Raw genomic sequence first — 14,237 nt, 5'->3', positions numbered from 1 at the left:
GCCTGCCGTCGTAACAGATCGAGAAATCGCGATGAACAATTCAACGGTCATCGACGAGATCGAGATCGATCTTGCCGAACGGGTGACCGCGCTCGATCTCTATCGCCGCTGGGAAATGCAGCAATGGCAGGCGCAGAGCCTGGAATACGAGCGCGATGCCGAGGGGTGGACCCAGCTGCCGGCCTTCGCGCGGTTGCCGCTGCTGGCCACCCTCGCCCGCTTCCTGATCGGCGAGACGACCGTCACCGAGACCTTGGCGCCGCTGGCCTACGCCGCGCCCGAGGTCGACTACAAGATGTATCTGGCCACGCAGCTGGCCGACGAGGCGCGCCACACCGTCTTCTTCCGGCGCTACCTGTCCTTCCTCTCCGAAACCCTCGGCAACGAGGAGTTATCGCAGGTCAGCGGCGTCGATCGGGTGGGTGACCTGTTCGAGAAGGCGCTCGTGGACGCGGTCGAGCGGGTGCGGGAGGACCCGGCCGACACCGCCGCCTGGTACGAGGGGGTGGTGGTCTACCACCTGCTGGTCGAGGGTGCGGTGGCGATGACCGGTCTGCACACCGTCCTGGGCACCGTGCGGGCGCTGCCGCGCTTCGACATCCTGCGGACCGGCATCACGAATGTCGCTCGTGACGAATCGCGGCATATTTCCTTCGGTGTGCTGGCATTGCGCAACGGAGTCCGCTGCGGATATCGCGAACATATTGTCGAGATGATTCGCGGACATCTTCCGGCGGCGGCCCGGACTCTGGTCGATCCGGAAACCCGGGACCCGTTTCCGCGATTGGTTCCGGTTTTGCAGAAACGCGCCGAGATACTTCACGAACAATGGGAATTCGCGGAGAATTCACTCGGCCGGAGAATGACGTCGATCGGAATACCGAGCGACACTATCTCGGAACTCACGGAAAATTGGCGGGAATCCTGCGCCGCGGCCGCCGGAGAATATGCCGACATACACGGCGAACCACATCCGATCACGTACCTCGTGCGGTGAACACAAACAATTCGGGAGCATTTCGTGGACGAAAGTGAAGTGCGCGACCAGGTACGGGAACTGGTCCGTCGGCACGCCCCCCAGCCTTCGGCGGAATTGGCCTCCGATGATGTGCTGGCCGAACAGTTGGGTTACGACTCGCTGGCCCTGATCGAACTCGCGCTCGGGCTGCAGGTGCGTTTCGGAATCGACGCCGGCGGTGACTCCGGTGCGACGAATGTGGTGACCGTCGGCGATATCGAGCAGATGGTATGCGACGCGCTGCGGGCGAAACAGCCGTGACGGGCCTGCTCGACTGGCTGGCCTACGACGGCGAGGACCGGGGCTGGACCATCGCCGACGAGGGCGAATGGCGGCGCGTCGGCTACCCCCGGCTGAGTGAGCAGGTGCGGCGGGTGGCCGCGGCCTGTCTCGACGCCGGGGTGCGTCCGGGTGCGGTGGTTTCCATCGTGGAATCGGCCCCGGAACGATTCATGACGAATTTCTTCGGCGTGCTGGCCGCGGGGGCGACACCGAATCCGCTGGCGCCGCCGCTACCGCTGCAGAACGAGTCGGCGTATCGGCAGCAACTGTCGGCATTGCTGGCCGCGGCCGCACCGTCGGCGATCATCGTGGCCGAGGAACTCGCCGCGGTGGTTCATCCGGTGCTCGAATCCCTGGGCGAAGTCACGATTGTCGGGACGTCGAATGAGACTCCCGCCGTGACGGAACTGCCGGGTTGCGAGCCCGACCGGATCGGGTTGCTCCAATTCACCTCCGGCAGTAGCGGTTCGCCCAAAGCGGTGCGGGTATCGGTGGCGAATCTGGAGGCCAATTGCGCCGCGATCGACCGGTGGCTGGAGTTTCGGCCGACGGACCGGATCGCCACCTGGCTGCCGCCGTATCACGATATGGGGCTGATCGGCTGCATCATCACGCCGACCATTCTGAATCTGGACATTCAGGCCATGACGCCGATCGATTTCATTCGAGATCCGCTGTCGTGGCTGTCCTGTTTCGGCCGCGACGGTGCGACGATCACGGCGACACCGAACTTCGCGCTGGCGTATCTGCTGCGAAAGATGACCGACGAAGCGTTGGCCGGAATGGATTTCGATCCCTGGCGGGTGATGATCGTGGGCGCCGAACGGATCGATCCGGCGATTCTGCGCGGCTTCGCCGAGCGGCTGGCGCCCTACGGATTCGATTCGCGCACACCGTGTCCCGCCTACGGGCTCGCCGAGGGCACGCTCGCGGTATCCGGTCTGCGGCCCTCGGAGCCGGTGCAGGCCGCCGCGGTGACACCCGACACCGGCGCCGTGGACGGTCCGTTCGACCTGATGGCCGCCCCGCTCGAGGACGGCCGGCGCTGGCTGGTCGGTTGCGGCGCACCGCTGGACGGGGTGACGGTGCGGACCGCGTCGACCGACGAATATGCCGGAGCACCGGGCGAATTGATCGTCGGTGGTCCGAGCGTCGCTCGGGAGTACCAGACGGCCGAGGGCACTCGCGACCTGTCGCGTGCCGAGGACGGCGCTCTGGCGACCGGTGACGCGGGCCTGCTGGTGGGCGGGCAGCTGTATCCGATCGGCCGGGTCGGCGATGCGGTGAAGGTGCGTGGGCGCACGGTCTATGCCGAGGACATCGAGGCGGCCGTGGTGGAGGCGTTCGGCGTGTCCGCCAATCGGGTGGTCGCGCTGGCCGGCAACGCCTTCGGCGCCGCGCGCGTCGCCGTGCTGGTCGAGGACAAGCCGGTGGAGGCCGTGCGACTGCGGCAGGTCCTGGCCGGGCAGCTCGGAGCGGAGACGTCGCTGCGGTTGTTCATCGGCGACCGGGGACTCATCGCGCGCACCACCAGCGGTAAACCGCGGCGTCGGGTGATGTGGAACCAGTTGCTGCAGGGCGAATTCGACGCCCTGGAGAGGAGTTGACGATGGCGCCGGTACCACTGTCGACCGTCGACCACATGTGGACGGCGAATATGGCCGGGCCGCTGCAGTTCGTGGTGGAGTTCGGCGAGGTGCTCGACGCCGATCGGATCGTCGAGGCCTATGTCGAGACCGCGCGCGAATTCGTCGGTGCGGACGCGGCACTGGTGCAACTCGACGAGCGCACCCTGGCACTCGACGTCGACGACCCGCGCCCCGCGATCCGGGCCACGGTCGCCGAATCCACAGTGCCACTGAGCGAATGCCTCGACCCGGTCGAGATCGGAGTGGGCAATGTGCTCGCACGCGGCCGGGTGGTGACCCGCGGCGATCGCACGGCCGTCGGGCTGTCGATGTCGCACGGCCTGGCCGACGGCTACGGCATGTTCTTCTTCCTGGCGGCCTGGGCGGCCCGGGCACGCGGTGCTCGGTTCCTGTCGCCGCGCTGTGACCGCGAGGTGCTGACGCGGCCACAGGCCCGCGGACGCGACAGCGTCGATCCGGATGCGTTGCGCCGGGCGGGTTTCGTCATCGTCGAGCCGGATCTGGAACTGCCCGAACTCGACGTCCACACCGGCCGGCTCGATCTCACCGAATGTGAGGCGCAGGCGGAGGTCTCGGGGCTGTCGACCGCGGATCTGGTGGCGGCGGGCCTGTTTCGCGACTACGCGGCGACCAAGGACACCGAGCGGGTGACCCTGGCCTGCCCGGTCGACATCCGTCGCTTCGTCCGCGAGCTGGGCCCCACGTATTTCGGTAACGCGTTCGTGCAGGTGCTGGTCGATGTCGACACCGAGCGGGTGCGCAACGCCTCGGTTCCGGAGATCGCCGGCTGGGTGCGGGACGCGGTCGCCTCCGCGCCGGAGCGCATCGACGACGCGATCGCCGAACTCGAGGCGTTCCTGCAGGTGCACGGTATCGCTGGGCTCGATCGGGTGTGGGGATATCCGCCGCGGTCGGGCTTCCTGGTCAGCAATCTGTCCCGGATCCCCGCCTCCTGGCTGGATTTCGGCGCCGGGCCGCCGGTCGGTCTGGTGACACCGGGCCGCCGGCCGCGCCAGGACGGGGCCTATCTGCTGCCCGATCCGGAGCGGGCACACAGCCTGCAGTGGGCCTCCACCCTCGAGCACGAACCGGCCGCGCGTTCGTAGAGAGACGAATCCGATATGGCTGCAGCGATGACCTACAGCATGGCCGTCGGCGATCGCGACGCGGCGCGCCTGGCCCTGCTGGATCAGCATTACAACCCGAGTTCCCGGGCTTTCCTCGAGTCGGTGGGAGTCTGTGCCGGTGCGACGGTGGCCGATATCGGCTGCGGGCACGGCGCGATGACGGCCTGGCTGGCCGAGCGGGTCGGGCCGGACGGCATCGTCTACGCCGTCGACGCCTCCGCCGAACAACTCGAGATCGCCCGCCGGCTGGTCGGGGATCTGCCGCAGGTGCGTTACGTGCACGCGCGCATCGAGGACGCACCGCTGGAACCCGGCTCGGTCGACTGGGTGTACAGCCGCTTCCTGCTGATGCACGTGGCGGACGCCGCCGCCGCGCTCACCGCGATGGAGCGCATGCTCGCCGACGACGGTGCGCTGCTGCTCGAGATGTCCGACGTCGGGGCACTGCGATTCGTCCCCGCCGACGATCCGGCCGCGGATCTGTGGCGGCAGTGGTGGTTCGCCCTCGGCCGGGCGCGCGGCGCCGCACACGACATCTACGACCGCACTCCGCAGCTGCTCACCGAGGCCGGCTTCATCATCGCGCGCCGTGACCGCTTCCAGCCGGTATCGGCGATGCCGGAGGCGAAGATGTTGCACGCCTTGGGTTTCGAGCAGTGCGTGCCCGCCTACCTGGAACACGCCGGCGCCGACCCGGCGGCCATCGATGCCCATCGCGCCTTCCTGCGGCGCGTCGTCCCGGATACCGACATCGCCGTCGAACTGTATGCGACCAGCCAGTATTTCGCCCGCAAACGTCCGCGGGCACGAAGATTGTGAGCCTTCGCCATGGTGAGAACACCAGCCGCGCAACCGAAGTCGATCATGGGGATCAGCGGTCTGCACAACAGTGTGCCGTTCAAGCAGGCCCGCTTCCCGGGACTGGACTGGCGGGACTATCGCATCACCCAGGGCTTCGATTCCGCGGCGGCGCTGTTGCACGAGGGCGAGCTGGTCAGCGCGGTCGCCGAGGAGCGGTTCACCGGCGAGAAGGCGACCGGCGCCTTTCCCGAACACGCCATCCGTTTCGGCTGTGAGCGGGCCGGGATCTCGGTCGATGCGCTCGACGTCCTGGCGCACGGTTTCTCCTACGAGCCGCTGCGCGCCGAATTCGACCACAGTGAACTCGGGCGCGCGCGCTTCCGTGAGGTCTTCGCCCGCCAGGTGCTGCTGGACACACTCGCGGAAACCTTCGGCGGTGACTGGGACGACCGGCTGGTGCAGGTACCGCATCACCTGGCCCACGCGGCCAGCACGTTCTATCCGAGCGGATTCGATTCGGCGCTGATCCTGGTGGCCGACGGCATGGGAGAGCAGCACAGCGCGACCGTCGCGCTCGGAACGGATGCGGGCATCGAACCGATCGCGACGGTCTCGGAGCTGAATTCCCTGGGAATTCTCTACGGCGTCTTCACCTACTATCTGGGCTTCGCGTTCGGCCTCGACGAATACAAGATCATGGGGCTGGCGCCCTACGGTGACCACCGCAAACACTTCGCGGCGATGATGGATCTCATTCATCTGCGGCCGGACGGTACCTTCACGATTCCCATCCTGTACCGCAACGAAACCGATCTGGACCGGGAAACCTACCGCGGCACACTGAAAGCCGTCGAGGAGATCTTCGGACCGGCCCGCGGCCCCGAGGACGAACTGACCGACCACCACCGCGATATCGCGGCCGCCCTGCAGGCGGCGCTCGAGGCGACGCTGCTGCATACGCTGCGCCACTTCCGCAAACAGACCGGTGCGAAGAATCTGTGCATGGCCGGCGGGGTCGCGCTCAACTGCACGGCGAACGGCGTGATTCTGCGCAGCCGCCAGTTCAAGCGCATGTTCATCCAGTCCGCGGCCGGTGACGACGGCACCGCGCTGGGTGCCGCGCTGTACGTTCACCATCAGCGTGAGCAGGCCGCCCCGATCGCGGGCATCGAGACCCCGCTGAACGGCCCGGAATATTCCGACGACGAGATCGCGGCGGCGCTGGCGAGTCGGACCGATTGCACCGCAACGCGATTCGACGACTTCGCGGCGCTGGCCGGGGAACTGGGCCGCCGGTTGGCCGCCGGGCAGATCGGGGCACTGTTCCAGGGGCGCCTGGAGTACGGTCCGCGAGCCCTGGGCAATCGCAGCATTCTCGGTGACCCGCGCCATCCGCGGATGCGCGACATCATCAACGCGAAGGTGAAGAAGCGGGAGGGCTTCCGGCCCTTCGCTCCCGCGGTCCTCGACGAGTACGCGACCACGTATTTCGACATCAAGGACACCGAGATCGACACCTACGCCTGGATGTTGTTCATCACCTCGGTGCGGCCGGAATTCCGCGAGGGGTTGCCGGCGGTCACCCATGTCGACGGATCGGCCCGGGTACAGACGGTGTCGCGGGACCGCAACGAACGGTTCTGGACGGTGATCGACGCCTTCCGGCGCGAAACCGGTACGCCGATCCTGCTGAACACCTCGTTCAACGTGAAGGGCCAGCCGATCGTGTGCACGCCGGGCGAGGGCCTCGACACCTTCGTCACCGCCGGACTGGACGTGCTGGCCATCGGCAATTACCTGGTAGAGCCGGTTCGCGCCGGATAAGTGGGATCGAGTTACTGTGCAAGCCGACTTTCTTCCCGGCGTCCTCGCCATCGCCACCGATTTCCGCCGCGCACCGGTGCAGCGATATCTGCGTGCCCGGGAGGAGTATCGTCCCGGCGCGCCGGGTCCGGCGGTGGCGGCGCTGGTCGCCCTGATCCACAGGTATTCCGGACACGCCGAGGTCACACTCGGTGTGATTGCGCCAGAGGATGATTCACCGATTCCGCTGCGGATCGCCGTCGAACCGGATCGCCCGGCGGAAGCGCTGGCCGTCGAGGTCGACGACGCCCGGTCGCGGCTGGTGGCCGCACGCGCCGGCTTCGACATCGACGAGTTGATCGGGAAACTCTGCCCCACACCGATCTTCGATCGTCATCCGCTGTTCCAGATCGCCTACTGCGAGGTCACCGGCGACCACGATCCGGACGCGGTGGAGGATGCGCTCGAGGCCGTCGTCGGCTGCGATCTGGTCTTCGTCGACGATCGCGGCGCCAATGAACTGCGCTGCGAATACGACGCCGAACTATTCGAGCCGCAGACGGTGTGCCGGCTCCTTGCGCAGTGGGCGCTGCTGATCGACGCGTTCACCGCCCATCCGGATACCGCGCTCGCGGCCCTGCCGATGCTGCCGGACGACGACCGGGCGGCCCTCGACGAGTGGTCGACCGGGCCGCTGGTGGCCCGCCCCGCGACCACCCTGCACGCACTGATCGCCGAACGAGCGGCGCGCCGGCCGGACAGGCCCGCGGTGATTTCCGAGGCGGGCACGCTGAGTTACGGCGAACTCGACGACCGCGCCGCGCGGGCGGCCGGATATCTGAGCGCCGTGGGTGTGCGGCCCCGGCAGATCGTCGCGCTGTGCCTGCGGCGCTCGCCCCGGGTACCGGTGCTGGCGCTGGGCGTCATGAAGGCCGGTGCGGCCTATCTGCCGCTGGATCCCGCGGATCCGGATGCGCGGCTGGCGACGATCCTCGCGGATTCCGGTGCGTCGGTGGTGCTGTGCGACGACGCCGACATCGCCGGACGCTTATCGGTCGAGGGCGTCACGGCGATCGATCTGGATGCGGTATGGGACGACCTGGAACAGGTCGAGCCCGCGCCCGCGCGGGTCGGCGCGCCGACGGATCTGGCCTACGTCATCTACACCTCCGGCTCGACCGGCCGGCCCAAAGGTGTGCTGATCGAACACGCGGCGATCTGTAATCGCCTGCTGCACGACGCGATTCGCATCGACGAATCGGATCGGGTGCTGCAGAAGACACCGCTGACCTTCGACGTCTCGGTGTGGGATCTGTTCTATCCGCTGGTGCACGGCGCGCAGTCGGTGCTGTGCGATGCGGAGGGACACCGGGATTCGCGCTACCTGCTGGAAACCATTCGCGCGCAGAGGATCACCGTCGCTCACTTCGTGCCCTCGATGTTGCGCACGTGGCTGGCCGAGCCGGGAGTCGAGGCGTGCACCTCGCTGCGCTATGTGACCACCAGCGGTGAGGCGCTGCCCGCGGATGTGGCCGCCGAATTCCATCGGCTGCTGCCGGATACCGCGCTCTGCAACTATTACGGACCGACCGAAGCGGCCGTCGACGTCACCTGGGAACAGATACTTCCGGGATCGGCGGTCACCCTCGGCCGGCCGATCGAGAACGTGCGCGCCGTCGTCCTGGACGCGGCGGGACACCTTGTACCCGTGGGAGTTCCGGGGCAGCTGCATCTGGCCGGAGTCTGCCTGGCGCGCGGCTACGTCGATCCCGCCGACGAGATCGGCCGCTACGTCGCCGATCGGCGGACCGGAGAACGGCTGTACGCCACCGGCGATCGGGTGCGGCGGCTGCCGGACGGACGCCTGGAATACCTCGGCCGGGCCGACCATCAGCTGAAATTGCGTGGCCTGCGCATCGAGGCCGGTGAAGTCGAGGCGGTGTTGCGCACCGCCGACGGGGTGCGCGAGGCCGTGGTCACGGTCTTCGGCGATGATCCGCAGCGCAGCGAACTGGTCGGCTACGTGAGCTCCGCGCACGACGCGGAGGTCGACGCCGATGTGTTGCGTGAACATGCCCGTGCGCTGCTGCCTGCCTATATGGTTCCGTCGAGATTCGTTGTGCTCGAGGAGTTTCCGCGTAATGCCGCCGGGAAGATCGACCGCAGGAGTTTGCCCGCACCCGTCACGACGGTGCCCGGCGCAACCACGGCGTCAGCGAACGAACTCTCCGACGCGATAGCGGCGGTGTGGGCGCGAGTGCTCGAATGCGACTCGGTCCCCGCCACCGCGAATTTCTTCGATCTCGGCGGCAATTCACTGCTCGTCGCCCGGGTGCACCTGGCCTTGGAAGAGGCACTCGGCATCTCGATCGCGCGCACGGACCTTTTCCGCTATCCGACCGTGGCCTCCCTGGCCGCTGCCCTCGCCGGCTCGGTGGCCGCCCGAGACGTGGCCGACGAGGCCGCCGACCACAGCGGCCCGTTCGCGGTGATCGGGATGGCCGTGCGCGTGCCGGGCGCGGCCGATCTCGACGAATTCTGGGATGTCATCGCGGGGGCGCGCACGACGATGACCGAACTCGACGACGAGCAACTCCGGGCCGCGGGCGAATCGGCCGAGCGCATGGCCGCGCCGAATTACGTGCGCACCGCGGCGGTCCTGGACGATGTCGCCGGATTCGACGCCGACTACTTCGGCTTCACCGCCCGCGAGGCGCAGCTCACCGATCCGCAGCACCGGCTGCTGCTCGAATGCGCCGTCGAGGCGCTCGAACACGCGGGCTACGGTGGTGCGCCGCAGCGGCCGCGCACCGGGGTGTTCGTGGGCGGACTGCCCAGCAGCTACTTCCATCGCTATTTCGCCGACGACTTCACCCGGCTGCCCTCTACCCAGCACTATCAGATCAAGGTGGGCAACGAACCGGACTTCCTGCCCACCTCGATCGCCTACCGTCTCGACCTGCACGGACCTGCCGTCACCGTGCAGAGCGCGTGTTCGACCTCGCTGGTCGCGGTCCATCTGGCCTGCCAATCCATCGGCCGCGGCGAATGTGAGATCGCAGTGGCCGGTGGCGTCGCCGTGCGCGTGCCGGATCGGGTCGGGTACCTGCATCAGGAGGGGATGGTCGCCTCGCCCGACGGGCACTGCCGCGCCTTCGACGAACAGGCCGGCGGCACCATCTTCGGCAACGGTGCGGGCGTGGTCGTCCTCAAACGTCTCGACGACGCGGTGCGCGACGGTGACCGGATCTTCGCCGTGGTGCGCGGCACCGCGATCAACAACGACGGCGCGGCGAAGGTCGGCTTCACCGCGCCGAGTGTCGACGGGCAGGTCGAGGTCATCCGCCGGGCCCACCGGGTGGCCGGGATCGTGCCCGCGCAGATCGGATACGTCGAGGCACACGGAACGGCCACTCCGATGGGCGATCCGATGGAGATCGCCGCGCTCACCGAAGCTTTCGGGGGCCCGCGCGAGGATCGGTGCGACGTCGGTTCGGTGAAGGCCAATATCGGCCATCTCGATACCGCCGCCGGAATAGCGGGATTCGTCAAAGCCGTGCTGGCAGTGGATCACGCGGTTCTGCCGGGACTGGCGAATCTGGAGCGGCCCAGTAGCCGGATCCCGTGGTCCGAGACGCCGTTCCAGGTTTCGCCGCGGTCGCGGGCGTGGCCGTCGGATCGGCCGCGGATCGCCACCGTGTCGGCGTTCGGCATCGGCGGCACCAACGCGCACGCGGTGCTCGAGGCCGCACCGCCGCGCGCCGCCACCGACCTACCCGCGGGCTGGACCGGTCTGTTCCGGTTGTCGGCGCGTTCCGATGCGGCCCTGCGCGACCTGGCGCAACGCTACCTCGATCGGCTGACCGACGATACCGCCGTCGAAGATATCTGCTACACAACAGGTTTCGGTCGCGAGCAGCACGAGCGTCGAGTAGCCGCGGTGATCTCCTCGCTGCCCGAGTTGCGGGCGGCGCTGGCGGCCTACCTGCGTGGGGAACCAGCAGCGGCATTGTTCACCTGGGCGGAACAGCATGCGGACCGGCGGCTGAGCCTGGTCCTGGGCGACGCTCCCGAAGCCGGCGTCGACACATTCCTCGACCTGTACGCCGACGATGCGGTGGTGCGGACGGCGCGGGCGGAGGTGACCGCCGCGCTCGGCGGCGCCGAACCCACCGGAGTACAAGCGGATCTGGCCCGGCTGTACGTCCTGGTGCAGGTGTGGCGGGCGTGCGGTCTGCGGTGGGACGCGGTGATCGGTTACGGCACAGGCGAATACGTGGCAGCGGTGATATCCGGTGTCGTGGATCTGACGACCGCGATGCGACACGCCGCCGCCGCGACACCGCTGACGACGGGTGGTGATCGCCGCGAGCTGTGGCTCGTCTCGCAAGCATCGGACGTCGAGTCGTGTGTGACGGCCGCGGGTTGCGATCGGATGCTGGTACTGGGCCGGCGCAGCGATGAACGCGCCCGGGTGCGGCTGGCCGCCGATCGGCACGGGGTGCAGACCGTGCTCGCGGCCGACGGGCCGCACGATTTCCAGCGGACGCTGCTGATCGCTGCGGCGAAACTCTACGCGGGCGGTATGGACATCTGCCCGACGCCGTGGGGCCCGTTCGCCCTGGGGCGCCGAATCCCGCTGCCCACCTATGCCTTCCAGCGCGGCCGCTTCTGGGTCGAACCGGAACGTGCGCTCCGCCGTACCGTCGGCGCCGCCGAGGACGCCGGGTTGCCCGGCCGTGCGGTGGATCTGCCGCTTTCGGAGGAGATCCGCTACGAACGACGTTTCGCCTGCGACTCCCCGTCGTATGTGACCGATCACCGGCTGTTCGGCACCGCGGTCGTGCCCGGTGCCTCGCATATCGCGATGGTGCTGGCCGCGGCGGCCCACCACATCGACGGGCCGTACGCGCTGCGGGACACGTTGTTCCTCAATCCGTTCGCCGTGTCCGACGGCGGGAGCCGCCGTGCGCAGTTGGTGCTGCGCCCGAACGGTTCGGGCTGGGACGTGACCCTCGTGGCGGAGGAGGAATCCGGTGCGGGCGCGGCCTGGCCGGCGCTGTTCCGCACCGCACTGGACAGCGCTCCCGCCGAATCGGATTCGACCTTCGGTGCTGCCGATCGCGGCGATGTTCTCGCCCGCTGTCCACAGGAGCTGTCCGGACTCGAGTTCTATCGGGACGTCTGGGTGCCGGGGCTCGACACCGGGAACTCCTTCCACTGGATCGAGACCATCTGGCGCGGCGACAACGAGGCACTGTGCCTGACCACCCGCCCCGAGGGTGTGGAGATCGGACCGGAACCGTTGCACGCGGGGCTGGTCGAAGCCGCGTTCCAGGTGCTCAACAGCTGCTGGAAATACGACAACGCGCTGCTGCGGGCACAGGAGAACATCTACGTTCCGTTCAGTATCGACCGCTACTACTTCTCCGGTCGCCGCACCGAGGGCCCGCTGTGGATCCACGCCCGATTGGCGGGCGGGCACGGCGCGGGGGACGAGGCGTTCACCGCGCATATCCGGATGTACGACGTCACCGGCGAATTGGTGGTCGCCGTGGACGGATTCGAATCGCGGCGCATCAGCCGCGCGCAGGTGGAGCGGGCGCTCGCCCACAAGACGGCCGATATCACCCACGAACAGCACTGGCAGCGCACCGTGGCGGCCGGGACGGGCGCCGAGCCGGTGTCGCTGCTGGTGGTCGACGACGAACCCGACCGGTTGAGCCGGTTCGCGCGGGTGCTGCGCGAGCGGGCGATTCCGGCCGTGACCGTGCTGATCGGCACGGAGGTACCGCCGGGAGCGGGCATCACCCGCCACATCACGTCCGATGCCGGAATAGGTTCGTGGCCGGCGGAATTCGCCGCGGCGGATCGTCGCGGCTTCGTCGACCTACGCGGCCTGTCCGCGACGGACGGTGAGAGCGCGCAGTTCGTCGGCGAGGCCGCCCAGCGGTGTGCCGCGGCCGTGCGACCGCTACCGGCGCTGGCGTCCGAACGCGTCCGCGTATGGTGGCCGACTCGTGGCGCTCAGCCGGTGACCGGCGACGCCGACGTCACCGATCCGGCCGCGACCATGCTGTGGGGTATCGCCACGGTCGTGCGTCGCGAGTATACGGAATTGCAGTGCAGCACAGTCGATCTGGACGACGACTCCGATTCTTCGCTGGCGCGTCTGGCAGAAGAGATCCACCGGTGGTCGCCGGAGATGCGGATCGCGCATCGCGGGCAGGATCGCTACGTCGCGCGCCTTCGCCGTGCACATCCGGGGACGGATGTGCGGATCCAATCCGATCGCAGTTATCTCGTCACGGGTGGTCTGCGGGGCATCGGCCCGCGCGTGGCGCAGCTGCTGGCCGAACAGGGCGCGGGCCACCTCGTACTCGTCGGCCGCGCCGCCCCCGATCCGGAGACCGCGCAGTTGCTGGACGAGATCCGCGACGGTGGTTGCCCGGTCACCGTGCATACCGCCGATATCGGCGCCGAGTCGCTCGCCGGCGTGGTCGCCGCCGCGCCGCATCCGCTCGGCGGGATCGTGCACGCGGCCGGTGTGCTGGACGATGCGACGATCGCCGGGCTGGACGCCGGCCGGTTCGAAAAGGTCCTCGCGCCCAAGGTCGGCGGGATTCGTTCGCTGCGCGACATCATCGGCGCGGAAACCGATTTCGTGGTGTGCTTCTCGTCTCTGACGGCGACCGTGGGTGCGGGCGGGCAAGCCAACTACGCTGCGGCCAATGCCTATCTGGACGGGTACGCGTCCGTGCTGCGGGCCCAGGGCATTCCCGCCACCAGCATCGCGTGGGGTCCGTGGGGGGAGATCGGGATGGCGGCCCGTCTCGACGCCGAGGAGCGCGAGCGGGCCCGGCTGCGCGGTTATCGCCCGCTCTCACCGGAACAGGGGCTGCGGTTGCTCGCCGGCAATCTGGTCGCAGCCGGACCGACCGTCGTCGCCGCGGATCTGGACTGGCCGAAACTGGCCGCGGCCGCGGGCGGTGACCCGTGGTACGGAAGTATCGCCGCCACCCCCGCCGCTGCCGGACCGGCCGCCTCGCTGCGGGAACGGGTCCTGGCCGCTGCCCGGACCGACCGGCCGGCCCTCGTCCGTGATCTGACGGCCACCGAGGTGAAGGCGGTGCTGGGACTCGACGACGGGCATCTGATCGACCCGGAGGAGGGTTTCACCGAGCTCGGCATGGACTCCCTCGCGGTCGTCGAACTGCGCTCGCGCCTGCAGGACGGTTTCGGACTCGCGTTGCCCGCGACCTTCGGATTCGACTATCCGACCGTCGAGAAAGCGGCCGAATATCTTTCGGCCGCAATCGGTTCCGGGGAAGCGGACGCGCCGGACGCGCCGACCGAGTCGTATTCGGACGCAACGGCTTCGAGTGAACCGACCTTGGCCGGGACAACTCCGCCTGTCTCGGGTGCGGCCGCGTCGGCTTCGGCCGAGTCGCCACCGGCCCCGTCGGCCCGGCCCGCGGCACCACCGCCGGAGGACCCGATCGCCGCCGAGCTGGCTCTGCTGGAGGCGGCATTACACAGCGACGCACAGTGGTGAGG

Annotated in this window: 7 protein-coding genes; all 7 read left to right on the top strand. The window is 68.6% G+C overall.

The window, feature by feature from the left end; translation table 11 throughout:
* Positions 1–31: 31 nt before the first annotated feature.
* From AC5592_RS14710 to AC5592_RS14680, 7 genes are read left to right on the top strand one after another with little or no spacing between them, the layout of a single operon-like run.
* Complete coding sequence (locus tag AC5592_RS14710) at positions 32–997, top strand: ribonucleotide-diphosphate reductase subunit beta (RefSeq protein WP_063064499.1); 966 nt, start codon at positions 32–34, stop codon at positions 995–997.
* 24 nt (positions 998–1,021) lie between these two features.
* On the top strand, positions 1,022–1,279 hold the full coding sequence (locus AC5592_RS14705) for an acyl carrier protein (RefSeq protein WP_036505447.1): 258 nt from the start codon (positions 1,022–1,024) through the stop codon (positions 1,277–1,279).
* Positions 1,249–2,907, top strand: coding sequence for an AMP-binding protein (locus AC5592_RS14700; protein WP_063920309.1), 1,659 nt, complete (start codon positions 1,249–1,251; stop codon positions 2,905–2,907). Before AC5592_RS14705 ends, AC5592_RS14700 begins: the two co-directional genes overlap by 31 nt.
* A 2-nt stretch (positions 2,908–2,909) precedes the next feature.
* A complete protein-coding gene (locus AC5592_RS14695) occupies positions 2,910–4,055 on the top strand; it encodes an acyltransferase (RefSeq protein ID WP_063064497.1) in 1,146 nt (381 codons plus the stop codon).
* A gap of 15 nt (positions 4,056–4,070) precedes the next feature.
* The gene (locus AC5592_RS14690; protein WP_083871252.1) at positions 4,071–4,895 is read left to right on the top strand and encodes a class I SAM-dependent methyltransferase; all 825 of its coding nucleotides are present in this window, start codon (positions 4,071–4,073) and stop codon (positions 4,893–4,895) included.
* Positions 4,896–4,904: 9 nt separating this feature from the next.
* Positions 4,905–6,701 (top strand): carbamoyltransferase family protein, encoded by a 1,797-nt coding sequence (locus AC5592_RS14685; RefSeq protein WP_063064496.1) that lies wholly within the window; start codon positions 4,905–4,907, stop codon positions 6,699–6,701.
* 16 nt (positions 6,702–6,717) lie between these two features.
* Positions 6,718–14,235, top strand: coding sequence for an amino acid adenylation domain-containing protein (locus AC5592_RS14680; RefSeq protein WP_063064495.1), 7,518 nt, complete (start codon positions 6,718–6,720; stop codon positions 14,233–14,235).
* The last annotated feature ends 2 nt before the right edge of the window (positions 14,236–14,237 follow it).

It is taken from the genome of Nocardia violaceofusca NBRC 14427 (genome assembly GCF_963869435.1).
GTDB classification, from domain to species: domain Bacteria; phylum Actinomycetota; class Actinomycetes; order Mycobacteriales; family Mycobacteriaceae; genus Nocardia; species Nocardia aobensis.
Note: the sequence above shows the minus strand (reverse complement) of the source record. Positions and strands in the feature narration are given on the sequence as shown.

Coding starts and splice junctions, on each gene's coding strand:
- AC5592_RS14710 (WP_063064499.1), top strand. CDS start 32: ATGAACAATTCAACGGTCATCGACGAGATCGAGATCGATCTTGCCGAA.
- AC5592_RS14700 (WP_063920309.1), top strand. CDS start 1,249: ATGCGACGCGCTGCGGGCGAAACAGCCGTGACGGGCCTGCTCGACTGG.
- AC5592_RS14695 (WP_063064497.1), top strand. CDS start 2,910: ATGGCGCCGGTACCACTGTCGACCGTCGACCACATGTGGACGGCGAAT.
- AC5592_RS14690 (WP_083871252.1), top strand. CDS start 4,071: ATGGCTGCAGCGATGACCTACAGCATGGCCGTCGGCGATCGCGACGCG.
- AC5592_RS14685 (WP_063064496.1), top strand. CDS start 4,905: ATGGTGAGAACACCAGCCGCGCAACCGAAGTCGATCATGGGGATCAGC.